Source organism: Agromyces selenitireducens (genome assembly GCF_052748465.2).
The window spans coordinates 678,168-704,022 of the sequence record NZ_CM188259.1 but is presented as its reverse complement, the minus strand read 5'-3'; the positions used below and the strand labels follow the sequence as shown (position 1 = coordinate 704,022).

The 25,855-nt window shown below is 72.9% G+C and carries 26 protein-coding genes; 7 read left to right on the top strand and 19 right to left on the bottom strand.

Going from position 1 to position 25,855, the window contains the following annotated elements; translation table 11 throughout:
• Nucleotides 1-132 precede the first annotated feature (132 nt).
• The gene (locus ACULK4_RS03300; RefSeq protein WP_445965034.1) at nt 133-909 is read right to left on the bottom strand and encodes a hypothetical protein; all 777 of its coding nucleotides are present in this window, start codon (nt 907-909) and stop codon (nt 133-135) included.
• Nucleotides 906-1,946 (bottom strand): Gfo/Idh/MocA family protein, encoded by a 1,041-nt coding sequence (locus ACULK4_RS03295; protein WP_445965033.1) that lies wholly within the window; start codon nt 1,944-1,946, stop codon nt 906-908. Before ACULK4_RS03295 ends, ACULK4_RS03300 begins: the two co-directional genes overlap by 4 nt.
• Nucleotides 1,947-2,060: 114 nt before the next feature.
• Between ACULK4_RS03295 and ACULK4_RS03290 the strand changes: the two genes are divergently transcribed.
• The 4 genes from ACULK4_RS03290 to ACULK4_RS03275 all read left to right on the top strand — a co-directional run bounded on the left by ACULK4_RS03290 (nt 2,061) and on the right by ACULK4_RS03275 (nt 6,718).
• Nucleotides 2,061-3,329, top strand: coding sequence for an ROK family protein (locus ACULK4_RS03290; RefSeq protein WP_445965032.1), 1,269 nt, complete (start codon nt 2,061-2,063; stop codon nt 3,327-3,329).
• 66 nt (nt 3,330-3,395) lie between these two features.
• A complete protein-coding gene (locus tag ACULK4_RS03285) occupies nt 3,396-4,271 on the top strand; it encodes a ThuA domain-containing protein (RefSeq protein ID WP_445965031.1) in 876 nt (291 codons plus the stop codon).
• A 13-nt stretch (nt 4,272-4,284) separates the two neighbouring features.
• Nucleotides 4,285-5,721: a hypothetical protein gene (locus ACULK4_RS03280; RefSeq protein WP_445965030.1), complete on the top strand. Its 1,437-nt coding sequence runs from the start codon at nt 4,285-4,287 to the stop codon at nt 5,719-5,721.
• 61 nt (nt 5,722-5,782) lie between these two features.
• Entirely contained in the window at nt 5,783-6,718 is a 936-nt protein-coding gene (locus ACULK4_RS03275; RefSeq protein ID WP_445965029.1) for a LysR family transcriptional regulator, read from the top strand.
• A 45-nt stretch (nt 6,719-6,763) separates the two neighbouring features.
• Here ACULK4_RS03275 and ACULK4_RS03270 read toward each other — a convergent pair whose 3' ends face one another.
• The 6 genes from ACULK4_RS03270 to ACULK4_RS03245 all read right to left on the bottom strand — a co-directional run bounded on the left by ACULK4_RS03270 (nt 6,764) and on the right by ACULK4_RS03245 (nt 12,914).
• Complete coding sequence (locus tag ACULK4_RS03270) at nt 6,764-7,747, bottom strand: fumarylacetoacetate hydrolase family protein (protein WP_445965028.1); 984 nt, start codon at nt 7,745-7,747, stop codon at nt 6,764-6,766.
• Nucleotides 7,744-8,841, bottom strand: coding sequence for an amidohydrolase family protein (locus ACULK4_RS03265; RefSeq protein WP_445965027.1), 1,098 nt, complete (start codon nt 8,839-8,841; stop codon nt 7,744-7,746). The genes ACULK4_RS03270 and ACULK4_RS03265 overlap by 4 nt, the downstream gene beginning before the upstream one ends.
• Nucleotides 8,838-9,971: an FAD-dependent oxidoreductase gene (locus ACULK4_RS03260; RefSeq protein ID WP_445965026.1), complete on the bottom strand. Its 1,134-nt coding sequence runs from the start codon at nt 9,969-9,971 to the stop codon at nt 8,838-8,840. The genes ACULK4_RS03265 and ACULK4_RS03260 overlap by 4 nt, the downstream gene beginning before the upstream one ends.
• Nucleotides 9,972-10,007: 36 nt before the next feature.
• Nucleotides 10,008-11,057 carry a cyclase family protein gene (locus ACULK4_RS03255; RefSeq protein WP_445965025.1) on the bottom strand — a complete coding sequence of 350 codons (1,050 nt, stop codon included), beginning with the start codon at nt 11,055-11,057 and terminating at the stop codon, nt 10,008-10,010.
• Nucleotides 11,054-12,049 (bottom strand): fumarylacetoacetate hydrolase family protein, encoded by a 996-nt coding sequence (locus ACULK4_RS03250; RefSeq protein ID WP_445965024.1) that lies wholly within the window; start codon nt 12,047-12,049, stop codon nt 11,054-11,056. Before ACULK4_RS03250 ends, ACULK4_RS03255 begins: the two co-directional genes overlap by 4 nt.
• A 97-nt stretch (nt 12,050-12,146) precedes the next feature.
• Nucleotides 12,147-12,914, bottom strand: a complete 768-nt coding sequence (locus tag ACULK4_RS03245) for an SDR family oxidoreductase (protein ID WP_445965023.1) — start codon at nt 12,912-12,914, stop codon at nt 12,147-12,149.
• 139 nt (nt 12,915-13,053) lie between these two features.
• Here ACULK4_RS03245 and ACULK4_RS03240 point away from each other — a divergent pair, with 139 nt between their 5' ends.
• Together ACULK4_RS03240 and ACULK4_RS03235 are read left to right on the top strand one after the other, a co-directional pair.
• The gene (locus ACULK4_RS03240; RefSeq protein ID WP_445965022.1) at nt 13,054-13,854 is read left to right on the top strand and encodes an SDR family NAD(P)-dependent oxidoreductase; all 801 of its coding nucleotides are present in this window, start codon (nt 13,054-13,056) and stop codon (nt 13,852-13,854) included.
• Between the two features lie 59 nt (nt 13,855-13,913).
• Nucleotides 13,914-14,261, top strand: a complete 348-nt coding sequence (locus ACULK4_RS03235) for a cupin domain-containing protein (protein ID WP_445965021.1) — start codon at nt 13,914-13,916, stop codon at nt 14,259-14,261.
• A 95-nt stretch (nt 14,262-14,356) separates the two neighbouring features.
• On the opposite strand, the gene ACULK4_RS03230 is transcribed toward ACULK4_RS03235, so the two are convergent.
• The 9 genes from ACULK4_RS03230 to ACULK4_RS03190 form a co-directional block, all read right to left on the bottom strand.
• Nucleotides 14,357-15,571, bottom strand: coding sequence for an acetyl-CoA C-acetyltransferase (locus ACULK4_RS03230; protein ID WP_445965020.1), 1,215 nt, complete (start codon nt 15,569-15,571; stop codon nt 14,357-14,359).
• Nucleotides 15,568-16,224, bottom strand: coding sequence for a CoA transferase subunit B (locus ACULK4_RS03225; RefSeq protein ID WP_445965019.1), 657 nt, complete (start codon nt 16,222-16,224; stop codon nt 15,568-15,570). The genes ACULK4_RS03230 and ACULK4_RS03225 overlap by 4 nt, the downstream gene beginning before the upstream one ends.
• A 1-nt stretch (nt 16,225) precedes the next feature.
• On the bottom strand, nt 16,226-17,008 hold the full coding sequence (locus ACULK4_RS03220) for a CoA transferase subunit A (protein WP_445965018.1): 783 nt from the start codon (nt 17,006-17,008) through the stop codon (nt 16,226-16,228).
• A gap of 14 nt (nt 17,009-17,022) precedes the next feature.
• Nucleotides 17,023-18,264 carry a bifunctional 3-oxoadipate enol-lactonase/4-carboxymuconolactone decarboxylase PcaDC gene (gene pcaDC, locus ACULK4_RS03215; protein ID WP_445965017.1) on the bottom strand — a complete coding sequence of 414 codons (1,242 nt, stop codon included), beginning with the start codon at nt 18,262-18,264 and terminating at the stop codon, nt 17,023-17,025.
• A complete protein-coding gene (locus ACULK4_RS03210; RefSeq protein WP_445965016.1) occupies nt 18,261-19,442 on the bottom strand; it encodes a lyase family protein in 1,182 nt (393 codons plus the stop codon). The genes pcaDC and ACULK4_RS03210 overlap by 4 nt, the downstream gene beginning before the upstream one ends.
• Nucleotides 19,443-19,455: 13 nt before the next feature.
• Complete coding sequence (gene pcaG, locus ACULK4_RS03205) at nt 19,456-20,112, bottom strand: protocatechuate 3,4-dioxygenase subunit alpha (protein ID WP_445965015.1); 657 nt, start codon at nt 20,110-20,112, stop codon at nt 19,456-19,458.
• Entirely contained in the window at nt 20,105-20,902 is a 798-nt protein-coding gene (pcaH, locus tag ACULK4_RS03200) for a protocatechuate 3,4-dioxygenase subunit beta (protein WP_445965014.1), read from the bottom strand. The genes pcaG and pcaH overlap by 8 nt, the downstream gene beginning before the upstream one ends.
• Before the next feature lie 2 nt (nt 20,903-20,904).
• On the bottom strand, nt 20,905-22,080 hold the full coding sequence (locus tag ACULK4_RS03195; protein WP_445965013.1) for a 4-hydroxybenzoate 3-monooxygenase: 1,176 nt from the start codon (nt 22,078-22,080) through the stop codon (nt 20,905-20,907).
• A 110-nt stretch (nt 22,081-22,190) separates the two neighbouring features.
• The gene (locus ACULK4_RS03190) at nt 22,191-22,955 is read right to left on the bottom strand and encodes an IclR family transcriptional regulator (protein ID WP_445965012.1); all 765 of its coding nucleotides are present in this window, start codon (nt 22,953-22,955) and stop codon (nt 22,191-22,193) included.
• A 166-nt stretch (nt 22,956-23,121) separates the two neighbouring features.
• On the opposite strand from ACULK4_RS03190, the gene ACULK4_RS03185 reads away from it, so the two are divergent.
• On the top strand, nt 23,122-24,144 hold the full coding sequence (locus ACULK4_RS03185) for a VOC family protein (protein ID WP_445965011.1): 1,023 nt from the start codon (nt 23,122-23,124) through the stop codon (nt 24,142-24,144).
• A gap of 111 nt (nt 24,145-24,255) precedes the next feature.
• Here the strand turns inward: ACULK4_RS03185 and ACULK4_RS03180 are convergent, their stop codons facing one another.
• Both ACULK4_RS03180 and ACULK4_RS03175 read right to left on the bottom strand, forming a co-directional pair.
• Nucleotides 24,256-24,822 (bottom strand): NADPH-dependent FMN reductase, encoded by a 567-nt coding sequence (locus tag ACULK4_RS03180; protein WP_445965010.1) that lies wholly within the window; start codon nt 24,820-24,822, stop codon nt 24,256-24,258.
• Between the two features lie 28 nt (nt 24,823-24,850).
• Entirely contained in the window at nt 24,851-25,792 is a 942-nt protein-coding gene (locus ACULK4_RS03175) for an oxygenase MpaB family protein (protein WP_445965009.1), read from the bottom strand.
• Between the last annotated feature and the right edge of the window lie 63 nt (nt 25,793-25,855).

Genomic DNA, 25,855 nt, shown 5'->3' with positions numbered 1-25,855 from the left:
TCGTGTGATGCCCGAACGATCGGACCGTCGACGCGACCGGATGTGCCCCCGCACGCAACCTCACGGCGGAGATCGGACCCCAGAGGGTCCCGACGTCATGTCGATTCTAAGCGATCTTTAGTTGGAAAGCAACTAAAGATCGCGTGCTGACGCAGGCATGACGTCGGCGGCGAGCCTGACGTCCTGAGCCAGGTCGGTCAGATCGCCGACCGCCCCACCCGCCGCCAGGATGTCGATCGCACGACGCAGCGCGGCGCGTGCTGCAGACTCGTACAGGGTCGGGGCGATGGTCCGGCCGCTCGCCGTGATCGTCGAGAGCTCGCGCCGCCCGAGCGGGTCGTCGATCTCCAGTTCGGTCGTCGTCTCTCCCAGGGCTCGGACTCTCAGGACCGGCCCGCCCGCCGTGGTCACCGTCGGGAGCAGCGTTCCGACGGGATGGGCCCGTCCGGGCGTGCGCAGCAGTGCGGCACCCCCGGCCGCGGCGATCTCGAGCGGACCGCCGAGGAGCAGACGGATCCAGCCCACCGCGTCGCGCGCGAGCTCAAGCAGGTCGGCGGGTTCGGCGCGGCACTCGGCGACGACCACCCGGGGTGTCACCCCCTGTCGCGCGTCCAGCGCCCGCGTGACGAGATCGTGGCGCAGGCGTGATCGATGGACCAGCACGGGGGCGCCCGCTCGCGCCGTCATGGCATCGATCTCCTCGAGCGGCGCTCGCGAGGGATCGGCGACCAGCACGGCGCCGGCGCCGTGGTCGACAGCCTGCTCCGCGGCCTCCCACCACGTACCGCGGCCGTCGACGACGACGACCGCGCCGTTCGGGGCCGCGACGGCTTCGGCGCTGCGGGGCAGCCCCGCGACCGCCGCGCGAAACGCCGGCAGGGTCGTGGGCACGACCACGCGCGCGGTCATGCGCCGGCTCCGGCGCGAACTGCGGCGGCGGCCGCGTCGGCGAGTTCGATCGCGAACAGCGCATCGTCGAGGATCTCGTGGTACTCCGTGGTGGCCGCGCCGTCGACCAGGTCGGCGAGCGCACGCCACTCGCGGAGGTAGCCGTCCTCACCCTCGCGCGGGTAGCTCGTCGTGCGCAGATCCCCACCGCGCACTCGCACGTCGGCGCTGCCCGAGTGCACGAAGGCGGGCGGGAACTCGACATCGAGGCGGTCGGTCGACGTGTCGATCGTGATCCGCCAGACCGGGTCGGGGCCTTCGGCCACCATGACGGCGACCAGCAGCACCGGGATGCCGCCGGCCCGGAAGCCGATCGCGTATCCGATCGGGGGCACCGGCACGGCGAAGTCGACGCCGTCGAGTCCGGGCGCGAGATCGCGTACGGCGGGCAGGTCGTGGACCGCGAGGCCGAGGACGAGCTGCCGGACGACACCGGCGGCGAGCTCGGGTTCAGCCAGATCGGGAAGGCCGCGTCCGGGGGCGGCGGACGATTCGGGTTCGGTCACCGCGTCGTGGAACCGCTCGTTCGGTGGCAGCGCGACGGTTGCCGAGATCGCGCGGACCTCGGAACGGAGCGAGACCAGATGGTGCGTGGCCCGGCTCCAGGCCGGGTCGTACAGGTGGTTGGTCGCGACGACGAGCGGGACCCCGGCCTCCTGGCACGCGTCGACGATCGCACGCGCGTCGTCGGCGTCGGTCGCGAGCGGCTTCTCGCACAGGATGCCGCGGGCGCCCGCGGCGATCGCCTCGCGCACGTGCCGCGCGTGCTCGGCGGGAGGACTGCAGATCGCGACGACCTCGACGGCAGGGTCGGCGAGGAGTGCGCCCGTACCGCTCGATGCGGCGGCGTCGCTGCGCGCGGCGAGTCCTGCAGCGCGCCCGGACCCGGCGTCGGTGACGTGGACCACCCGGAACCGGTCGGCCAGGCGATCGAGGGTGGGCAGGTGCAGTGCCGCGACCCCCGGCCCCGCCCCGATCACGCCGACGCCCCATGCCATCCGTTCTCCCGCCGTTCCGACTTTGGCCTCGACTATACAAAAGTTGGCGCGACTTCTGTCTATCGATGTGTGAAATCGGTGTCTGATGACTTTCGTTGTGTCAGAATTCAGTGCATGACACGCGAGTCCACCCTCCGGTTCGGGGCCCAGACCGATGAGGTCACGAGCCTCCTGCGCATCGTGAACCTGGTCCGCACCGGCGAGGCCACCACCCGCCCCGAGATCGGCCGCCTGACCGGCCTCGGCCGCGGCGTCGTCACCCAGCGGGTCGACCAGGCCATCGAGATGGGCTTCCTCGCCGACGGCGAGTACGCTCCGTCGTCCGGCGGCCGCGCGCCGCGCACCCTGCGCTTCCGGTCCGAGCAGGGTCGGATCATCGTGGCCGCCTTCGGCGCACTGCACATCCGCGTCGGCATCGCCTCGCTCGACGGCGACATCGTCGACGATCGACACGTCGGGTGGGACATCGCGCGCGGGCCCGCGGAGACCATCGACCGGGCCCTCGCGATGCTCGACGAGATCCTCGCCGACCACGAGGACGTGCCGGTCTGGGGCGTCGCCGTGGGCATCCCGGGTCCGGTCGACTTCGACAGCGGCCGCCCGGTGGCTCCACCGATCATGCCCGGGTGGAACGGCTTCGACATGCGCCGTCGGTTCGAGGAGCGCTTCGACGCTCCGGTCTGGGTCGACAACGACGTCAACCTCCTCGCGTTCAGCGAGCGATCGCGGCGGCCCGACGAGCGGCTCGACCTCATCTTCTTCAAGGTCGGCACGGGCATCGGCGCCGGTCTGCTGTCACAGGGCCGGATCCACCGCGGCGCGAACGGCGCGGCGGGGGATGTCGGACATGTTCGGGTGCGCGACTCGGAGACGCCGTGCCGCTGCGGCAAGGTCGGCTGCCTCGAGGCGGAGGCCGGCGGCTGGGCCCTCGTCCGCGACGCCGAGCGCGCGGTGGAAGAAGGTGCGACCGGCGCGCTGGCGAATCACGTCGCCGAGGGCACGCCGATCACGCCCCAGCTCATCGCGGTCGCGGCGATGAACGGCGACGCCCTCGGGATCTCGCTCATCCAGCGCTCGGCGCGCCTCGTCGGCGAGTCGATCGCGGCCTTGGTCAACATGTTCAACCCGGCGGTCATCGTCGTCGGCGGAGCCGTGTCGTCGGCAGGCGAGGTGTTCCTCGCCGAGGTCCGGCAGCGCGTCTACGAGCTCTCACTGCCGCTCGCCACTCGCGACCTCAGCATCGTGCGCTCGCTCGGCGACGAGAAGGAGCCGTTGCGCGGTGGCGCTGAGATGGTGCGAGAGCAGCTGTTCGAGACCACGTTCCCGCGCTGGTTCGCCGAGGGCCGGCCGCTCGTGCGCGACGTCATGCCCGTAGCATCCTGACCCACTTCTTCCGTTTTCAGACATAAGGGCGTATCTTTCAGTCTCAATGAGACACGAAGGAGTGCCATGCCCGAGCAGACCATCCGCACGCTCATCGTCACCGGGATGACGGACGTCCACCACGACTGGCGCGCGACCACGCCTGCGTTGAAGGAGCTGCTCGAGGGCACGGGCCGGTTCGAGGTGCGCGTGACCGAGGAGTTCCGCGGTGCCACCGCGCAGACGCTCGAACCGTACGACCTCGTGGTGCTCAACTACTACGGCCGGCGCGACCCGTGGCGCGACGTGCCCGAGGAACGCTTCGGCGAGGAGGCCGAGCGGGCCCTCTTCGACTTCGTCGCGAACGGCAATGGGCTGATCGCGTACCACCCGACCCTCGCCGGCGGCGTCGGCTGGGATCCGGAGTACGAGCGCCTGCTCGGCGGCGTCATGCGAGAGGACACCTCGCGCCGAGCGCCGAACAACGACTTCATGATCCACACCGCCGAAGCGCACCCGATCACCACGGGCTGGCCCGCCGAGTTCCCGCACTACGGCGATGACCTCTATGTCGGCCTCAAGTGGCCCGAGGGCGTGAGGAAGACGATCCTGCTGACCGGATGGGACAACCCGCTGCGCTACACGCAGGTGCCGTCGCAGTGGCGCGCGCTGCCCGGCATGGGCGAGGAGCACCCGGTGGCCTGGACCGTCGAGTACGGCGAGGGCCGCTCGGTCTCGATCGGCATCGGGCACAACGTGGCCGCGATCGGGCACCCGGCGTTCCGGGCGCTGTTCCCGCGCAGCGCCGAGTGGGCGGCCACCGGACAGGTGACCCTTCCCACGCCCGCCGACCTCGGTGATGCCGTGGAGGGCGGCGACTGGTGGCCCACCACGCTCGAGCCGATGGTGCGGCAGATGTTCGACGAGTGGGTCGCCGCCGGCGAGCCCGCCACCCAGAAGTGACGGCGGTCGCCTGATGAGCCTGCCGATCCTGCTCGACGACGCGCTCGCGCGCACCCCGGACGGCTTCGCGGTGCGCCTCAGCCTGCCGTGGATCCGTTCGCTGCCGTTCGCGAGCCTGTCGGACCTCGAGGTGTCGCTGGACGGTGCCGCAGTGCCGGACCTCCGTCCCCGGCCGGACGGCGAGTGGTGGTTCGTGCAGGACCGCCTCCTCGTCGACGGCGCCGGGCCGCTCGGCGACGGCGCTCACGAGGTGGCCGTGTCGTTCCGGCTGACGATCCCCTACCTCCAGGCCGGCCCCGATGGTCCGCTCACGCTCCCCTTCCACGCCCAGCGCACCCTCGTCGCCTCCCCGGACGCAGGTCGTGGGGCGCGAAGCGCGTCACGAGACCCCTCTGCGGGTCGAGGACTGCGGGTCGCGTCTCGACACCTCCCCACGGGATGGACCCTCGCTGCGAGCGCCTTCAACTGGACGCCCGAGGTCGTCCGAGCCGAACAGCCCGCCGCCGACATCGCGGTCGGTGTCGTGCGCGATGGCGTGGCATCCGTCATCGAGATCGAGCCGGGCCAGATGTGGCGCAGCTTCCCCGTCCCCGCCGGTGACGAGGTCGACGCGTTCCGCACGGCGCTCGACGCGGCCGGCGGCACCGTGAGCATCGCCGGCGCGAGCCTCGACGACTGGACTCCTGATCGCCGCCGCCGCGACGACGACGACCGCCTCGCGTTCCTCCTCCCCCAGCTGCACGCGGCACAGCGCGTGGGCGCATCCGGCGTGCGCCTCCCGATCGGCCAGGCCGGCCCGGCGCTCCTCGCTCGCGTGCTGCCCGTGCTGCACGAGCTCGACCTCGTGCTCTACGAGGAGGCGCAGGGACGCCAGACGCCGGACGACCCGGAGACCGCGCGCGCCCTCGACGCGATCGCGGCGCTCGACGACCCGCACGTCCGCGTGCTCGTCGACTGCAGCATGCTCATGCCCGCGCTGCCGGTCACCTACCTCGACGCACTCGAAGCCGCGGGCCTGGACCGCTCGCTCATCGATCGCCTGGCCGCCGGATGGCACGACCCCGCCACCGTCGGCCTGCTCATGTCGACGCTCCGCGCCGGCGCGGTGCCGCCGCACGCGCACGCGCTGTTCATGGACATGCTCGTGCGCTTCGGCCGCTCCGACGCGGCGGTGCTGCGCGACATCCTGCCGCTCGTGGGCGCGTTCCACCTCAAGTTCTGGGACCTCGACGACGCCGACGGGCGTATCACGCAGCCGATCCGCGACCTCGGCACCGTGCTCGCCGGCTCGGACTTCACCGGCACGCTGTGCAGCGAGTGGGGCGGGCACGAGTGGCTCGACGCGGATGCCGCGGACATGACCCGGCGCCACCTCGCGCTCGCGTCCGATTCGCTCGCGGAGGGCGCGGCGAGGGATCACGATGAGGCATCACGCGACGCGATGCCCTAGCGCTCGGGATAGACCGCGTGGATAGACTGGGGAATCCGACCCAGCGAAGGAACACAGCGACGTGTCCGATCCCCAGCCTCCCCTCTCCCGGCTCGACCTCAACCTGCTCGTGTCGCTCGACGCGCTGCTCACCGAGCGCAGCGTGACGCGCGCCGCCGAGCGGCTGCACCTCAGCCAGCCCGCGCTCAGCGCATCGCTCGCGCGGCTCCGGACGCACTTCAACGACCCGATCCTCGCGCGCACCGGCAACACCTACGAGCTCACCCCGCTCGCCTCGCGCCTCGCGGAGCACACCGCCGCGGCGCTCGACGCCGCCCGGCGCGTGTTCGAGAGTTCCGCGGAATGGGACCCGAGCCAGTCGACGCGCGACTTCGCCATCTACGGCTCCGACTACAGCGTCGCGACCACCGGCCGGCGGGTCGCGGCGCTCGCCGCCGAGCGAGCGCCCGGCGTGCGGTTCCGCTTCATGATGCACAACCCGCAGATCGTCGAAGACGCAGTGAACCGGCTCCGCAGCGCCGACGCACTGCTCATGCCGCACGGCTTCCTCACCGACCTGCCGTTCACCGACCTGTGGAACGACCGGTGGGTGGTCCTCGCCTCGGAGGGCAACGACGCGATCGCCGACGAGGTCACGCTCGAGGACGTCGCGCGGCTGCCCTGGGTGTTCACCTACCAGTCCCGGTCGGCGTTCACCTCGGCGACGCGGCAGATCCAGCAGCTCGGCATCGAGCCGCGCGTGGAGGCCGTCGTCGAGAGCTTCCTGCTGCTGCCGATGTTCGTCGCCGGCACCGACCGGCTCGCCCTCATCCAGGCGAGCCTCGCGGACTACGCCCGCGACGCGGCGGGCGTGCGCGTGCTCGAGCCGCCGTTCGACGCGACGCCGATCCACAACGCGATGTGGTGGCATCCGGTGCACCGCCGCGACCCGGAGCACGAATGGCTGCGCGGGTTGTTCGTCGAGGCGTCGGCAGGGCTCGGCGAGCCGGCGGCCTGAGCCGCGGCATCCGTTCGCGTCGACGGACGCCGCCGGGTCAGCCGCTCACGCGCGTTCGCGAGCGCGCGAACGCCGGCGCGCCGGGGGGATCTCCGGCACCGGGCGGGCACGCCCGACCGTGTTGCGGATCTCGCCGATGCCCTCGACGCGCATGACGACCTCGTCGCCCTCGGCGAGCGGGGGCGGCGTGAGCTCGCCCGCGCGGCCCCAGAGCTCCGCGAGGCATCCGCCGTTGCCGGCCGTACCCGATCCGAGCACGTCGCCCGGCACCACCCGCGCGTCGCGCGACGCGTACGCGACGAGGTCGCCGAACGGCCAGCCCATGTTCGCGAGCAGGTCGTGCCCGACGCGCTCCCCGTTGACGAAGACCTCCATGCGGATCGGCAGGAACCCCTCGTCGTCGACGAGATGGGCGAACTCGTCGGCGGTCGTGATCCAGGGCCCGAGCGTCGTCGCGAAGTCCTTGCCCTTCGCAGGACCGAGCTTCACCTTCATCTCGCGACCCTGGATGTCGCGCGCCGACCAGTCGTTGAAGATCGTGTAGCCGAAGACGTGGCCGGCGGCATCCGCGGGCGAGAGGTCGCGGCCGTCGGAACCGGCGACCCCGCCGATCACGGCACCGACCTCGAGCTCGAAGTCGAGGCGCTCGCTCGCGGGCGGACGCACCTCGGCGCCGGTCGCGACGATCGAGTGCGGGTTGGTGAAGTAGAAGGTCGGGTACGTGTACCACTCGTCGGCGACGTGGCTCGCGCCGTCGACCGCCGCGGTGACGCCCTCGACGTGCTCCTCGAACGCGACGAAGTCGCGCACGCTCGCGGGCACGACCGGCGCGAGCAGTTCCACATCGGCGAGCGGCGTGACGGATGCCGCGGCGTCCCCCTCGACTTCCGCCGCGAGCGCGGGCAGCCCTGCGAGCCCCGCGACGAGGATGTCGGAGACGGTGAGGCCCCGCGGGAACGGCACGACGCCGTCGCCGATGACGAAACCCTCGCCGACTGCTCCGCGGTGGGTCCACCTCGCGATCCTCATGCGGCTCCCCCGGTGCTCCCCGCCGCGGCGGCGGCTCGCGCCGACAGGCGGGACCCGAGCAGTTCGGCGGCGTTTCCCGACAGGACGGCCCGTGCGTCCTGTCCGGCGAGTCCGGCCTCGCGCACGCGATCGATCGGGTCGTCGACGCCCATGTCGAAGGGGTAGTCGGTCCCGAGCAGCACGCGGTCGGCGCCCGCCGCGTCGACGAGCGCGCGCAGCGCGCCCGGCGTGTGCACGAGCGAGTCGAAGCGCAGGCGTCGCAGGTACGACGACGGGAGTTCGCGGCATCCGCGCGCCTCGGGCCGCACCTGCCACGCGTGGTCGGAGCGACCGAGGAACGTCGGCAGGTATCCGCCGCCGTGCGCTGCGACGAGCTTCAGCCTCGGGTGCCGGTCGAGCACGCCCGAGAAGATGAGGTGCGACAGCGCGACCGCGTTCTCGACGGGCTGGCCGACCGTGTTCGACAGGTAGAAGCGGTCGAGGCGCTCGTCGAGGCTGCAGCCGAACGGGTGCAGGAAGACGATCGCGTCGAGTTCCTCGGCGCGGGTCCAGAACGGCTCGAGCCGCTCGTCGGAGAGCTCGACGTCGCCCGCGAACGACGAGAGCTCGACGCCCGCGAGGCCGTTGCCGACGACCGCGTCCTCGAGCGCGTCGACGACGAGGTGCGGATGCTGCAGCGGCACGAGCCCGAGTCCGAGCAGCCGGTCGGGCGCGCCCGCCACGTGCTCGGCGATCGCACGATTCGCCTCCCGCGCGGCCCACGCCGCGAGCTCCTCGCCCGCCCAGGGGTAGTAGTGCGACGGCGACGGCGACACGACCTGCACGTCGACGGCCTGCCGGTCCATCTCGGCGAGGCGCGCGTCGAGCGAGGTGAGCAGCGGCATCCGCTCGCCGATCATGCGACCGGATGCCGCGAGGCTTTCGGGCCCGTTGCGGCGGGCCTCGAGCGCCTGGGCGGCGCCGAACCCCTCGGGATCGCGCGCACCGACCGCCTGCTGCAGCGCGGGCAGCAGCAGGTGCGCGTGCACGTCGACGACGGGCGCGCCGTCGGCGGGCGCCGCGGCATCCGTCACCGTCGGGTGCTCGCCGCTCATGCCGGCTGGCTCACGAGCGTGGCGATGCGGCGGATGAGGCCCTGCACGTCGGCGTCCTGCACGTGGTCGATCTGCCACTGGCCGAGCTGCACCGATGCCTCGACGACCTCGGTCGCGCGCGGCAGGCGGCGTGCGTGGAACTCGTCCCACAGCGCCTGGTCGACGGCGTCGTGCGAGAGCAGCAGCTCGGAGAGCACGAGAGCGTCCTCGCCGGCCTGCGCGGCGCCCTGCGCGATGGTGGGCGGGCAGCTGTGGGCGGCCTCGCCGATGAGCACGACCCGGCCGCGGTTCCACGCGTCGGGCACGACGTGCTTGGTGAACCACGTGTAATTGACGCGCGACGCGTCGTCGAGCGACTCGCGGATCTCGTTCCACGGGCCGCCGTACGCCTGCGACAGCTCCTTCATGACCTGCACGCCCTCCTCGGGCGAGAGCAGGTGGCGGTCCTGCGCGGGCTCGACGAGGTAGGCGTACATCATCTCGTCGCTCGTCGGGCAGTACCCGGCGATGTAGACGGGTCCGCCGTAGTAGAGGTCGGTGTTGGTGACGTCCTTCGGCCGCGGCACGAACGCGCGCCAGATGCCCATGCCGGTGCGTTCGGGCTCGACCTCGACGCCGAGCTGCTTCCGGATGGACGAGTTCAGGCCGTCGGCGCCGATGAGCAGGTCGTACCGGCCGGTCGTGCCGTCGCTGAGCGTGACGTCGACGCCGCTGTCGTCCTGCGTGAAGCTCGTCACGGTCGTGCCGAAGCGGATGCGGGCGCCGACCTCGGTCGCCCGGTCCGCGAGGATGCGCGCGAGGTCGGGCCGGTACATGCCCGCCGTGGCCGGGTACTCGGGCCCGCCGGTGGGCGCGTCGGGGATCTGCGCGATCACCTTCGCGTCGGGGCCGGGCGCCCGCAGGCCGAGCACGTCGAACGTGTAGCCGGCCTCCTTGACCTGCTCCCACACGCCGAGCCGGTCGAACACGCGCAGGGCATTGCCCTGCAGCGTGATGCCCGAGCCGAGCGCGGACAGGTCGGGCTTGATCTCGAAGACGTCGACGTCGACGCCGCCCTCGGCGAGCAGGATGGCGGCGGCGTTGCCGGCCACGCCGGAGCCGACGATCGCGACACGGGAGACTGCGGTCATGGTGGATCCCTCCTTTGGGATTCGGTTCGGGTTGGACTACTTGAGGGCGATGGGGTTGACGGGTGAGCCGACGGCGCCGGTGATCGGCAGCGGTGGCGCGACGAGGAGGAACTCGTAGACGCCGTCGGTGGCGCAGTCCGCGGCGAGCGCCTCGAGGTTCCACATCTCGCCGATGGTGAGGCCCAGGTTCGGGATGACGACCTGGTGCAGCGGCTGGAAGGCGTCGTCGAACTCGTTCGGCCGCACTTCGAAGCCCCACGTGTCGGTCGCGATCGCGGCGACCTCGGTGCGGTGCAGCCATCCGGCGGTCGTGAACGACAGGCCCGCGCTGGGGCCGCCGGCGTAGCCGTTCCATCCCTCGCGGAGGGCGCGCGCATACCGGCCGGTGCGGACCAGGACGAGATCGCCGCGGCCGACGGCGCTCGTCGCACCCTGCGCTTCGATGCACGCCTCGAGCTCGGCGGTCGTGATCGCGTAGCCGTCGGGCAACTCGCCATCGTCGGGCCTCAGGAACCGGCCCAGGTCGAGCAGCACGCCGCGACCGGCGATGGCGGATGCCGCGTGCTCGATGCCCGTGACGAGGTCGCCGTCGCTCGTGACCACCTCGCCGGCGGGGCGCCCGTTCCATGCCACGCCCCGGTCGAAGATGTGGCCGAGGCCGTCCCACTGCGTGGAGCACTGCAGCGGCATCGCGATCACGTCGTCGGCGCCGCCGATGCCGTGGGGGAAGCCCTGCTTCCCGGCCGCGGCATCCGTGCCCGTGTCGAGCATGGTGTGCACGGGGTTGGTGCGGCGGCGCCAGCCCTGCTGGGGGCCGTTCATGTCGAACGGCTGCGACAGCGAGAAGCTCGCGCCGCGGCGTACGAGGCCGGCCGCGCGGGCGCGTTCGGCGTCGCCGATGAAGTTCAGCGTGCCGAGGCGGTCGTCCTCGCCCCAACGGCCCCAGTTGCGGTACGCCTCGGCGGCCTCGGCGATGTGGCGCTCGGGATCGCTGCGGTCGAGCTCGGCGGGGTCCTCGGCGGGGGTGGGGTGGGTCTCGAGACGGCGCTGGCGCGCCTGCTCGACCCGCACGTCCGGCGAGCTCATCGGGCCACCCCCTCGGCCACCGCGCGCACGGTCTGCGCGCCGAGACCCTCGATCGCGCCGACCATCACGTCGCCGTCGCGCAGCATGCGTCCGTGCACGATGCCGTTGCCGGCCGGGCTGCCCGTGAGGAGCAGGTCGCCGGGCAGCAGCGGCATGTTCTGCGAGGCGCCGGCGATGAGCGCGGGCAGGTCGAAGAGCAGGTCGGAGGTCGTGGCATCCTGCATCGTCTCGCCGTTGAGCGTGAGCCGCAGGTGCAGGTCGCCGGGGTTCTCGACGAACGGCGCCGGCACCAGGAACGGGCCGGTCGGCAGGAAGCCGGGCGCGTTCTTGCCGCGGTACCAGTCGGTGCCGATCTCCTTCATGTCCTCGCGGAAGACGAGGTCGCGGGTCGTGACGTCGTTCACGATCGTGTAGCCCGCGACGTGCTCCATGGCGTGCTCGCGGTCGACGCGGAACGCCTCCTTGCCGATCACGATCGCGAGCTCGAGCTCCCAGTCGTGCTGCTCGCTGTACGACGGCAGCACGAGGTCGACGTCGTCGCCGACGACCGCCGCGGGCAGGCCGATGAAGAAGTAGGGGATGCCCTCGCGCGCACGGCGGTCCATCATGTCGGCGGCCCACTCGCGCAGTTCCTCGATGGGGCGCGGGTCGTTCTTCGCGCGGCCCGCGGCCACGAGGTCGATGACGTGCGTGCGGTAGTTGGCTCCGGTCTGCAGCACCTGGCGCGGCGTGACCGGCGCCGTGATGGTGACGTCGGCGAGCGGATGCCACGTGTCATCCGCCTGCTCGGCGACCCGGCGCAGCCGGTCCCACGAATCGGGCGTCTCGGCCAGGAAGGCGTTGAGGTCGGGCGCTCCCAGCTCGTCGGGGCCGATCTCGCGGACCCGGTCGCCCACGACGAGGCCCAGCACCGGCTCGGCATCCGCGCTCGCGATCTCGCGGAAGCGGACGATGGCGTAGGGGGCGGTCAGTCCGTCGGACGACGATGTCACGGGTGGGTCTCCAATCACGCGCGCGGCGGTGGGCGGCGTGATTCCAGTCAACCGTCTCGGCGGATATCAGTGAAGGGTCGATGCATGATGGACTTCATCACTCCGGTGGATGCGCCGACCCCATCGCCCGCGCGATCGGCAGCCCGCCGCCGTGGCCGGTGAGGCCGCCGTCGACCGCGATCTCGGTTCCGGTCACGTACGCGGCATCCGTCGACAGCAGGTGCACGATGACGGCGGCGACCTCCTCCGGGGTGCCGGTTCGGCCGAGCGGCGTGGACGCCAAATTCACGGCGCGGAACGCGTCCGGGGCGCTCGCTGTCATCGGCGTCTCGATGAAGCCCGGGCTCACGAGGTTGACGCGGATGCCACGGGGAGCGAGCTCCATCGCCGCGGTCTTCGTGATGCCGCGCAGCGCCCACTTGCTCGCGCCGTACGCGACGCCGTAGTGCGCCATCGCGCCTGCGGCCGAGCCGACGTTCACGATGGAGCTCCCCGTCGGCATGAGCGGCGCGAGCGCCTGGATGCCGAGCGCCGGGCCGGTCGCATTGACGGCGAACGCCGCCGCGAAGTCGTCGGCGGTGGCGTCGCCCAGGCGGGCGCGGCGGGTGATGCCGGCGGCGTTGACGAGGCCGTCGAGCGCGGTGCCGGCGCCGGTCAGGCGCTCGGCGACCGACGTCCACGATGCCGCGTCGCTCACGTCGAGCGAGACCCGCTCGAGGTCATGGGCGTCCGGAGGTGCGGCGTCCCGGGCGAGGTCGGCCGCGATCACGCGGGCTCCCGCTTCGGCGAGCGCCGCGGCCGTCGCCGCCCCGATCCCGGATGCCGCGCCGGTGACGACGTACGTACGACCCTCATGCGAAGCCATCGGCGGCCCCCCTCCCTGCGAACGCCCGAGCTTCCATCGTGTCGCCTCGGACGGCGCGTGATGCGTCGCATCACGGATGGCGATGACCACGCCCGTGCACCGTCCCTACGCTGGCCTGAGACCTCGGGAGATGGCGCGCATGGCCGATATCGACGACGAACCGCGTTCGGCGCTCGACCCTGCACGCCTGTTCTCGTGCGCCGGGCAGGTCGCGATCGTCACGGGCGGATCCTCCGGAATCGGGCGGGCCTGCGCGGAGGCGCTCGCCGCCGCGGGGGCCCGCGTGCTCGTCGCCGCGCTGCCCGACGCCGACCCGGAGGGGGCCGCCCGACGGATGCGCGAGCTCGGGCTCGATGTCGAGGCCGTCGGCGTCGATCTCGCGGCGCCCGGGTCCGCGGCCGCGGTCGTCGCCGCAGCCGTCGAACGCTGGGGCCGCCTCGACACGGTCGTCGCGAACGCCGGCGCCGCGCTCGACGCGACCGGCCCGATCGACCTCGACGCGCTCGATCGCATGTACGCACTCCACCTGCGCTCGGTCGCCGAGCTGGCGAACGCCGCCGTGCCGCTGATCGCCGAGGGCGGCGGCGGGGCGTTCCTCGTCATGTCCAGCCTCGCCGGCCTTCGCGGCAATCGCGTGCTGTCGGGCTATGGCATGACGAAGGCCGCGAACGCGCAGCTCGCCCGCAACCTCGCCGTCCAATGGGGGCACGCGGGCGTGCGCGCGAACGCGATCTCGCCGGGCGTGATCGCGACCGACTTCGCGCGGCCGATCACCGACGACTCGGCCACCGCGGCCCGCCGCCGGGAGCGGACGCCGCTCGGCCGGTTCGGCCGCGTCGAGGAGGTCGCGGGCGCGGTGGTCTGGCTCGCGTCATCCGCGGGCGCCTTCACCACCGGCCAGTACCTCGTCATCGATGGCGGGACGCTCGTCGCAGATTGACTCCGCCCCGCGCACGCGGTTGGCATACTGGACGGCATCACGTTCGACGGAGGACTCCCGTGGCCGACCTCATCGATCTCGCTCGCACCCACCTCGCCGCCGCGCTCGCCGACGAGCACGGCCGGAGCGCGGAGCTGATCCTCCGCGACGGGCCGCTGCGCCAATCGATCATCGCCCTGCGCTCGGGGGTCGAGCTCGCCGAGCACAACTCGCCCGCGGCCGCGAGCATCCACGTACTGGCGGGGCGGGTGCGCGTGACGGGGCAGGACCCCACGGAGGTCGCCGCAGGGCGGCTCGACGTACTCACCCATGCGCGCCACGCGGTGCTCGCCCTCGAGGACTCCGTCTTCCTGCTGACGACCGTCACGGGCATCGACAGCACCGGCGGGCCCGAGCGCGCCCGCTGAGGCGCGGGCGCCGGCTGCCGGCGCGGGCCACGACCGACTCGCTGCCCGAGGCCGCCCGCCCGTCTACAGGAGCGGGCGAGCGAAGCGGGGGGCGGTCAGGCGCGCGCCCACACCGCCGCGAGCGCCTGGCCGCCGCCGATGCACATCGTCTCGAGCGCGAGCGACCCGTCGAGGTCGGGCAGCTCGTGCGCGAGCGTCGCGAGCATGCGGATGCCGGTGGCGCCGATCGGGTGCCCGATCGAGATGCCGCTCCCGCGCGGGTTGAGGCGCGGGTCCTCGGCGTCGAGCCCCCAGTCGGCGAGGCACGCGAGCACCTGCACGGCGAACGCCTCGTTGAGCTCGATGACGTCGAGGTCGTCGAAGCGGATGCCGGCGCGCTGCAGCGCGAGGTTCGCCGCCGGCACGGGCGCGACGCCGAAGCGAAGCGGGTCGTTGCCCGCGACCGCCCACGAGACCAGTCGCAGCATCGGGGTCAGTCCGAGCTCGGCGGCCCGCTCGGCGGTCGTGACGATGCACGCGGCCGCCGCGTCGTTCTGCCCGCTCGAGTTGCCGGCGGTCACCGTGGCCGACGGGTCGCGCCGGCCCATGATCGCGCGCAGCCCGCCGAGCGCCTCGAGCGAGGTGTCGGCGCGCGGGTGCTCGTCGCGGTCGACCGTGACGCTCCCCCGGCGCCCGGCGACCTCGACGGGCACGAGCTCGGCGTCGAACGCGCCGGACTCCTGCGCGGCGACCGCGCGTTGGTGCGACTGCAGCGCGAACGCGTCCTGCGCCTCGCGCGAGATGCCGTAGTCGGCGCGCAGCAGCTCGGCCGACCCGACGTTGCCGTCGGGGGTCGGGAAGCGCCGCCCGCCCACGGTCTCGCGGCCGCGCGAGAGCGCGTCGTGGAGCATGAGCCCCGCGCCGGAGAGGCCCCGTCGACCCTCGACGGTGTAGAGCGGCGCGTTCGACATCGACTCGACGCCGAGCGCCACGACCGCGTCGGAGACGCCGGTCTGCACCTCCATCGCGGCGTTGAGCACGGCCTGCAGGCCCGAACCGCAGCGGCGGTCGAGCTGGTACCCGGTCGTCTCGACGGGGAAGCCGGCGTCGAGCGCGGCGACCCGCCCGATCGCGGGCGCCTCCATGGTGGGGTACCCCTGGGCGGCGACGACGCCGTCGATCGCGGCGGGGTCGACGCCCGAGCGTTCGAGGAGCGCGGTGAGCACGGTCGTCGCCAGCGAGAGGGCGGGCACGGGCGCGAGAACGCCGCCCATGCGCCCGACGGGAGTGCGCAGGGGGGCGCAGACGACGACGTCTCGGAGCTCGGTCACGAGGTCTCCTGCGCGAGCGATTCGGCGACCGCGAAGGGGGCGCCCGTGGCATCCGTCACCTGCTCGACCGTGACGTCGGGCGCCAGCTCGACGAGCACGAATCCGTCGTCGGTGACGTCGAAGACCGCCAGGTCGGTGATGATCCGGTCGACGCACGCGCGGCCCGTGAGCGGCAGGGTGCACTGCTGGACGAGCTTCGCCGAGCCGTCCTTCGCCACGTGCTCCATGACCACGATGACGCGCTCGGCGCCGTTCACGAGGTCCATGGCGCCGCCCATGCCCTTGACCATCTTGCCGGGCACCGCCCAGTTGGCGATGTCGCCGCCGGCGGACACCTGCATGGCGCCGAGCACCGCGGTCGTGATTCGCCCGCCGCGGATCATGCCGAAGCTCGCGGCCGAGTCGAAGTAGGCCGAGCCCGGCAGCACCGTCACGGTCTCCTTGCCGGCGTTGATGAGCTTCGGGTCCTCCTCGCCCTCCCACGGGTACGGGCCGACGCCGAGGATGCCGTTCTCGGAGTGCAGCACGACCTCGACCCCCTCGGGCAGGTGGTTCGGGATGAGCGTGGGCAGCCCGATGCCGAGGTTGACGTACGTGCCGTCCTCGAGTTCGCGGGCGGCGCGGGCGGCCATCTCGTCGCGGGTGAGCGGCATGTCAGTTCCCCTCCGGTCGCGGACGGACCGTGACCTTCTCGATGGGCAGGTCGGCGGACTGCTCGGGCGTGAGCTGCACGACCCGGTCGACGTAGATGCCCGGCAGGTGGATGTCGTCGGGTCCGAGCTCGCCGGGCTCGACGAGCTCGTCGACCTCGGCGATCGTGACCTTGCCGGCCATGCCGGCGAGCGGGTTGAAGTTGCGGGTCGACTTCTCGAACCGCAGGTTGCCGTGCCGGTCGCCGACCGCGGCGCGCACGAGCCCGTAGTCGGTGCGGATGGCGCGCTCGAGCACGTACTCGCGGTTCTTGCCGAACGAGTCGAAGGGCCGCATCTCCTTGGGCTCGCTCGTGAGCGCGACCGATCCGTCGGGCGCGTAGCGCAGCGGCATCCCGCCGTCGGAGACGGCCGTGCCGGCGCCGGTCGCGGTGTAGAACGCGGGGATGCCGACGCCGCCGGCCCGCATGCGCTCGGCGAGCGTGCCCTGCGGCGTGAGCTCGACCTCGACCTCGCCCGAGAGGTACTGGCGGGCGAACTCCTTGTTCTCGCCGATGTACGACGCGATGATGCGGCGGATGCGGCCCTCGGAGAGCAGCAGCCCGAGCCCCCACCCGTCGACGCCGCAGTTGTTCGAGACGACCTCGAGCTCGTCGACGTCGCGTTCGAGCAGGGCGCGGATGAGCGTGATCGGCACGCCCGACAGGCCGAAGCCGCCGACGGCGAGCGATGCGCCCGAGGGGATGTCGGCGACGGCCTCCTCGGCCGACGCGAAGGTCTTGTCCATGGTCTCCTCCGGGTTCAGGGGGTCTCGGGGGCGGGTGCGTCCGGGGCGGATGCGTCCGAGGCGGATGCCGCGGAATCCTGCTGGGCGAACACCTCGCGCATGATCGCGAACGCCGAGTTCGCCGCCGGCAGTCCGGCGTAGAGGGCGGTGTGCAGCAGCACCTCGGCGATCTCGTCGCGCGTGAGGCCGTTGCGCAGCGCGGCGCGCACGTGCATCGCGATCTCGTTCTCGTGCCCGCCTGTGGTCAGGCTCGTGAGCGTCACGATCGAGCGTTCGCGGCGCGACAGCCCGGGGCGGGCCCAGACGTCGCCCCACGCATACCGCGTGAGGAAGTCCTGGAACGCCGCGGTCTCGGGCGTGGTCGCGGCGACGGCACGGTCGACGTGCGCATCGCCGAGCACGCCGCGGCGCACGCGCATGCCGCGGTCGTTGGCGACGGATGCCGCGGCCTCGCGCTCCGAGGCGTCGACGTGCTGCGCGATCAGCTCGGCGGCCGCGGCGGGCTCCTCGAGCACGGCCAGGTGCGACGCCCCGTCGAGTGCGACGTGCCGGGCGCCCGGGACGGCGTCGGCGAGGTCCTCCATCGAGGCGGGACTCGTCACCGCGTCGTGCTCGCCGCTGATGGCGAGGGTCGGGACGCCGACTGCGTCGAGGTCGGCGGTGCGGTCGAAGTCCGCGAGCGACTCGGCGCACCGCGCGTACGACTCGTCGTCGACGTCGACGAGCGTGGTGAGCGACCGGGCTCCCGGCCCGCCGCCCTCGCGCTCGAGGAAGCCGGGGGCGAACCACCGCGAGGCGCTGCCGGTCACGAGCGAGGCGGTGCCGCTGGCCCGCACCGATGCGGCCCGCTCGGCCCAACCCTGCGGCGTGCCGATGCGGGATCCGCTGCAGCTCAGCACGAGGCTCCGGACCCGGTCGGGGTGGGCGACCGCGAGCTCGAGGGCGATCGCGCCGCCGAGCGAGACGCCCGCGACGTGGAACGCCCCACCGCCGGCCTCGTCGACCACGGCGAGCACGGCCTCGGCGAGTTCGGCGATCGTGAACGGCTCGGCCGCGGTGGGCGAGACCCCGTGACCGGGAAGGTCGATGCGCAGGATCCGCAGGCCCGCCGTGCGCGGGTCCGACCGCAGGCGCGCGACCACGCCGTCCCACAGCGCCGCCGACGTGCCGAGCGAGGGCAGCAGCACGAGCAGCGGGTTCGCGGGCCCCGGCGCGGCGCCGGGCGCGAACGATCCGAGCAGACGGGGAACGGTCATCGGGAGGCCTCCGGATCGGCGAGTCGGGTGAAGCGGGCGACGGCCCGGTCGACGATGCGGTCGGATGCCGCGGCCAGCACGTCGGCGTCGGGGCGCCTGCCGGCGGCGCCGGCCTGTTCGAGGATCGCGGCGGCCCGGTGCGCGTCGAATTCGAGGCCCGCGACGAGTCGTGCCGCGGAGCCGGAGGCGGAGCGCGCGAGTCGGGCGAGTCGCCGCGACGCCGACCACTCGGCGTGCCAGCGGCCGGCCGATCGCTCGTCGCCGGCGATCGCCGCGCTCGCGACCACCTGCTGCAGTCCGGGCGCCTCGACGGCCGCGGCCGTGATCGCGACGGCGTCGACCGGGTTGCGCTTGTGCGGCATCGCCGAGGAGCCGCCCCCGCCGGCGAGCCGCACCTCGCCGAGTTCCTCGCGGGAGAGCAGGATCGCGTCGCCGGCGATCCGACCGAGCGCGAGGACGACGGTCGCGGCGGCGGCGGTCGCCGCGAGCACGGGCGTGCGCTCGGTGTGCCAGGACCGTCCGGGATCGGCGAGCCCGAGCCGGGAGGCGAGCCCGGCGCGGACGTCGTCCGCCGCGCCGGAACGCCCGGCGGCGGCATCCGCACCCGCACCCGTGCCCACGGCCCCACCGAACTGCACCGGGAACTCGAGCGCCTCGATCGCCGCGATCGCCGCGGTCACGCCGTCGAGCCAGCCGGCGGCGAGCACCCCGAGCGTCGTGGCCTCGCCGTGCCGCGCGAGCGACCTGGCGATGCGCGGGCTCTGCCTCGCGGTATGGGCGAGCTCGGCGAGCCGGCGGCCCGCCTCGACGAGCGAGACTCGCGCGGCGTGCAGCGCATCGCGCGTCACGAGCATGAGCGACGTGTCGACCACGTCCTGGCTCGTCGCGCCCAGGTGCAGCCGGTCGGCCGCGAGCCCCGCCGACTCGAGCTGCGCGCGCAGCGCCGGGACGAGCGCCACGACCGGCACGCCGTCGCGCGCCACACCGTCGCGCAGCGCGTCGCGGTCGAGCGACGCCGCGTCGAGCGCGTCGGCCTGCGGGTCGAGGGACTCGTCGAGGATGTCGCCCCACACGCGCAGGAGGGCGCGTTCGACCTCGACCATCGCGGCGAGCACGGCGTCGTCGTCGCTGCCGGTCGTGTCGGTCGCGCCGGGGTCGATCAGTCCCCAGTCGGTCATCGCCCCATCCTGCTCAGCCCTCCTGGCCGTAGTCGAGGAAGACGGTCTCGCCCTCGCCCTGCAGCCGGATGTCGAACCGGTACGAGCCCGGGCCGTCGGGCTCGGCGATGAGCGTGCCGCGCCGGGCCTCGTCGATGCGGCCGAGCAGCGGGTCGCCCGCGTTCGCCTCGGTCTCGTCGCCGAAGTACGCCCGCGTGAACAGGTGGTGGAGCACGCCGCGTGCGAAGAGCGTCACGAGCAGGTACGGCGCCGAGCCCTCCCGCATCGCGCCGGGCTTGATCGTGGTGAACGCGTAGTGGCCGTCGCCGTCGACCGCCGCGCGGCCGAATCCCGTGAAGCCGTGCGAGTCGCGCGCACGGGAGCCGCGCTGGGCGGATGCCGCGCCCGTGGCGTCGGCGCCCCAGATCTCGACGAACGCGTCGGGGATGGCGTCACCGGCGCCGTCGTACACGACGCCGTGGAGCCGGATGGCGTCGGGATGCCACGGTGCCCGCACGTCGGGGCCGCCCGCGTACGGGAGGGCGAACCCGAAGAACGGGCCGACGGTCTGCGACGGGGTCTGGGCGAACCCGCCGGTGTGCGCGCCCGCGTGGACGTGGGCGCCGGGCAGGTCCTCGGCGTCCCAGGCCTCTTCGGCGGTGTCGTGGGGGTGCTGCTGCTGCTCAGGCATGGTCGGCGTCCTCCGGTTCCATCCAGGTCGACTTCGGGCCGGTGAGCACGACGTCCCAGCGGTAGCCGAGCGCCCACTCGGGCTCGGTCACGTCGTGGTCGTACGTCGCGACGAGCCGCTCGCGCGCGGCCGGGTCGACGATCGACTGGTAGATCGGGTCGAGGGCGAACAGGGGGTCGCCCGGGAAGTACATCTGCGTGATCAGCCGCTGCGTGAACGCCGTGCCGAAGAACGAGAAGTGGATGTGCGCGGGGCGCCACGCGTTGCGGTGGTTCTTCCACGGGTACGCGCCCGGCTTGATCGTCGTGATCCGGTAGGAGCCGTCGTCGCCCGTGATGATGCGGCCGACGCCCGTGAAGTTCGGGTCGAGCGGCGCCGGGTGCTGGTCGCGCTTGTGCACGTAGCGGCCCGACGCGTTCGCCTGCCAGACCTCGACGAGCTGGTTGCGCACGGGGCGGCCGTCGCCGTCGAGGATGCGGCCGGTCACGATGATCCGCTCGCCGAGCGGCTCGCCGGCGTGCTGGATGGTGAGGTCGGACTCGTCGGGCGCGACATCGGTGTGGCCGAAGGCGGGCGAGACGAGCTCGATCTCCTCCGGGTCTGCGCGCACCAGTTCGTGGGTGGGATGCCGGAGCACGGTCGACCGGTACGGCGCGAAGTCGCGCCGCGGGTGCGACGGCATCGACCGGCCGCCGGATGCCGCGGCATCCGCTTCGGTGCGGTGCCGTTCGACGATCTCGTCGGTGATGGTCTGCTGGACCGTCTCGGGCTGGGGTACGGGTCGTTGCATGGTCACTCCGTCGTGAAGGGAAGGCCGGCGTACTGTTCGGCGAGGCTCTGGCGGGCCGCGTGCGAGCCGGTGACGTACTCGAGCTGGCCCACCTGGCTTCGGTAGCGGAAGCCGCGCGCCGCGGCATCCGGCACCTCGTGGTGGACGTGCAGCATCTCGGTCATCCACTGCGAGAAGTGCTGCACCTTCCACTGCCGGGCGAGCGCCCGGTCGCTGTAGCGCTGCAGGCCCGTGTCGTCGCCTGCGCGGTGGTCGAGGATCGCGCGCGCCAGGAGGGCGACGTCGGCGATGGCCGAGTTCAGGCCCTTCGCCCCGGTCGGCGGCACGATGTGCCCGGCGTCGCCGGCGAGGAACATGCGGCCGTGCTGCATGGTCGACACGACGAAGCTGCGCATGGGGGTGATCGACTTCTCGGTGATCGGTCCCTCCTGGAGTTCCCAGCCGTCGACGCCCAGGCGGGTCTGCAGGGCGTCCCAGATGCGGGCGTCGCTCCAGTCGTCGATGGACTCGTCGGGCGCCACCTGGACGTACAGGCGCGAGACCTCGAGCGAACGCATCGAGTGCATGCCGAAGCCGTCGCGGTGCAGGGCGTAGATGAGGTCGTCGGTCGAGGGGGCCACGTCGGCGAGGATGCCCAGCCAGCCGAAGGGGTAGGTGCGCTCGAAGACCTCGATGCCGCCGTCGGGGATGCTGCGGCGGCACACGCCGTGGTAGCCGTCGGCACCCACCACGAAGTCGCACTCGAGCTCCTCGGTGACGCCGTCCTTCGTGTAGATCACGGTCGGCCGCGTGCCGGTCACGCCGACCGGTTCGACGTCCTTCGCCTCGAAGACGACGTTCGAGCCGATGCGGTCGTGCTCGGCGAGCAGGTGCGTCACGAGCGCCTGCTGCCCGTACACCGTGACGGTCCGGCCGACGAGGTCGACGAAGTCGATGTGGTGGCGCTGGCCCTCGTACTGCAGGTAGATGCCGTGGTGGGTGAGGCCGCGGTCGCGGAGGTCGGCGTCGAGGCCGTGCTCGGCGAGGAGGTCGACCGACCCCTGCTCGAGCACGCCGGCGCGGATGCGGCCGAGGACGTGTTCGCGGGTCTGCGCCTCGAGGATGGTGAAGGGCACGCCGGCCTGCGCGAGCAGGTGCCCGAGCATCAGGCCCGCGGGGCCCGCGCCGATGATGGCCACGGAAGTGGTCGTTCGCAAAGTGGCATGCCTCTCACGTCGTCGGGGTGGACGTGTCAAGGATCCTCGCTTCCCGGGCGGACCGCAGCGGACATTCCACCCAGTGGAAGAACTTACTCGCCCTGCGGCCGATACCCGAGCGCTGACGAGATGCCGCGCGCGGCCATGCGCACGCCCAGCGCGAACTGCGGCTCCCCGACCCGATCGGCGTGCGCGACGATCGACACCGCCGCGACCACCTCGCCCGAGGCGTCCCGCACGGGTGCGGCCACCGAGAACGCGCCGCTCGTCAGCGCCTCCACCGACGTCGACAGGCCGAACGAGCGGATCTCCGCGAGCCGGCGACGCAGCTCCCGCTCCTCGGTGAGCGTGTTCGGAAGGAACTTCCGCGGCTGCGACGCGACCACCTCGTCGAAGACCTCGGATGGCGCGTGCGCGAGCAGCACGAGGCCCACGCCGGTCGCGTGCAGGGGCAGGCGCGAGCCGACGTCCGAGATCGCCGCGACCGCGCCCTTCCCGGAGAGCCGTTCGAGGTAGACGGCGCCGATCCCCTCGCGCACCGCGAGGTGCACGTGCTCGCCGGTCGACTCCAGCAGGTCCTCCAGGTAGGGCATCGCGATGCGCCGGAGCCGGAGCGCCGTCGGCTGGCGCACGCCGAGCCGCCAGAGGCGCATGCCGACCCGGTACCGCCCGTCGTCGCCGCGCACGAGCCCGCCCCACTCGACCCACTCGGCCACGAGCCGGTGGGCCGTCGAGAGCGGCAGCCGGGCGCGCGATGCGATCTCGGTGAGGCTGAGGTCCTCCCGGCCGGCGAACGCATCGGCGATCGCGAAGAGCTTCTCCGCGACCGAGCGCGAATCCGCAGCGCCTCCCGACATGCGCACATGCTAGCCCCCGCGGCATCCGTATCGATCGGAGCGATGAACGTCATCAAGAGATTCGGCTTCCCTGATACCCGGCGAGCGCCGACAGTGGAGACGTGCCCCCGAACGGCACCCCGTACCACGCGGTCGTCATCACCGCACTCCGACCGAAGGATCGACGATGATCAAACTCCTCTCCCACCTCTCGTACCTCGAGCTCTCAACGCCCGACCTCGAGGCCTCCGTCCGCTTCTACGAGGAGCAGGTCGGGCTTCGCGTGCAGTCGCGCGCGAACGGCAAGGTCTACCTGCGCTCGTGGGGCGACTACTACAACTACTCGCTCGTGCTCGCCGAGGGCGCCGAGCCCGCGCTCAACGTCATGGCGTGGCGCACCTCGAGCCCCGAGGCGCTCGACGAGGCCGCGAAGCGCGTCGAGGACGCCGGCGTGACCGGCGAATGGATCGATGCGGGCCACGGCCACGGCCGCGCGTACCGCTTCACCGGCCCCTGGGGGCACACCATGGAGCTGTTCTGGGACGTCGAGCGGTACCAGGCGCCCGAGGAGCTCCGGTCGATCTTCCCCGACCGTCCCGAGAAGCGCACGCAGCACGCCGTCGGTCCGCGCCAGCTCGACCACGTCACCGTCGCCGCCTCCGACGTGCGCGCCTTCACCGAGTGGTACCGCGACGTGCTCGGGTTCCGCATCATGGCCTACACGACCCTCGACGAGTACCCCGTCACGGTCTTCGGCGTGATCACCACCAACGAGAAGTCCCACGACCTCGGCGTCGTGCTCGACAGCTCCGACCGTCCCGGTCGCGTGAACCACTTCGCGTTCTGGGTCGACTCGCGCGAGGAACTCCTCCAGGCGGCCGACGTGCTCATGGAGCACGGCACCGACATCGAGTACGGCCCCTCCATCCACGGCGTCGGCGAGCAGAGCTTCCTCTACTTCCGCGAGCCGAGCGGCATGCGCGTCGAGTGGAACACGGGCGGCTACCGCAACTACGTCCCCGACTGGGAGCCCGGCGAGTGGAAGCCGTCCACCGGCTCCAACAGCATCTACCGCAACGGTGCGATGCCGATGTCGATGACCGAGTCGTTCCCGCCGGACGCGGGCAAGCCCACCGCCACCGAGGAGGGCATCGTCCCCGGAACCGAGGAGGCCATCCTCAACCCCTACGCCGTGCAGGGCCGCGGCTGACGAGGACCCCCGGCCCGGTCGGTGCGAACCACCGGTCGGGCCGGGTGCAGCGAACGACGGATGCCGCGGGGGTGGAGCCCGCGGCATCCGTCGTCTGCGTCGCGTGGCCGCTCAGCGCGGCAGCACCGTCAGCACGCGCTCGAGGTGATCGCGGAACTCCCCCATGAAGTCGGTGAGGAACTCCTCGGTGCTCTCGTCGGCGACCGAGCCGTCGTCGCCGAACACCTCGGCGCGGTAGGTGATGTACGCCTCGGGCGCGGTCATCTGCCGGGCGTTGCAGTAGCTCAGCACGCCGCGCAGGCTCTGCTGCGCGACCGCCGTGCCGATGGATCCCGGCGACGCGCCGATCACCGCGGCGGGGATGTGGTCGAACGAGTTCTTCCCCCATGGCCGCGAGGCCCAGTCGATCGCGTTCTTCAGCGCGCCCGGGATCGACCGGTTGTACTCGGGCGTGACGAACAGCACCGCGTCCGACGACCCGATCGCCTCCTTCAGCGCGGTCGCCTCGGGCGGGTAGTGATCGTCGAAGTCGGGGCTGTACAGCGGCAGGTCGCCGATCGGGATCTCGGTGAACTCGAGGTCGTCGGGCGCGGCGCGCATGAGCGCCTTCGCGAGCGTGCGGTTGATGGACGTGGAGGACAGGCTGCCGATGAAGGTGCCGACCCGGTACGTGCGCATGTGGTGCTCCTCTCGGTCGCGGGCCACGCTACGTGCCGGCCGTCCGATCCGGCGAGGGGTTGCGTTCCCCACCCGCTGCGGACTCGCGCTCGAGCCGCGCGATGCGCGCCCGCGCGTTGCGCTCGCTCGGCGACATCCGGCCCAGCACCCGCGTCGCCGCCCACAGCAGCACGCGCGTGAACGTGATCGCCGGCCACCACGGACGCCGCAGCCCCAGCAGCTCGCGGTAGTGCGGGTCGAGCGACGCGACGGCGCCGCCGAACAGGATCGGATACGCGCGCCCCGTGAGCCCCGGCAGCCCGGGCCGCCGGATGAAGCGCACGGCCTCGGCGACGCGCTCGTCGGGCTTGGCATCGGCGAGGAACGCGTCCATCTCGCCCCGCAACTGCGCCACGGTCGTCGGCGGGTCGGCGACGCCCATCAGCCGGCCGACCTGCGCCCACTCGCGCACGTACCGGTCGGGGCCGCCGGGGATCGGCCCGCCCCAGATCTCGTGCGCGCCGATGAACGCCTCGGTGAAGGCGTCGTGCACCCATCGCAGCAGCGCCGCGTCGTTGGCCGAGTAGTCGCGTTCGACGCCGCGCGCGTCGACGTAGGTGCCCTCCACGCGCTCGTGCAGCCGCGACACGAACGCGCACACCTCGGTCGCGGCCCGCCGGTCGCCGAACGAGGTCGTCGCGACCCAGCGGATCGTGCCGTCGAGCCGGCCGAGCGGGTCCTCGCGGTACCGCGAGTGGTCGTGCACGCCGGCCATCGCGCCCGGGTGCAGGGTCTGCAGCAGCAGCGCGCGGATGCCGGCGACGAGCGTGGGCAGCGCGCCGTGGACGGCCCACACGGCACTTCCGGGACCGAAGAATCCGGCGTCGTCGCCCGCGGCGAGCGCCCGCGCCCACGCCGGGGGCTCGGCGCCCGGACGGCGAACGGGGCGCGGACGAGTGCCCCCCGCCCGACCGCCGCCGCCCTCGCCCATACCTCGACGGTAGGCGGCCGCCCGGCCCGTCGGGCTGCGGATCTGCTTTGAAGCGCCTGCGAA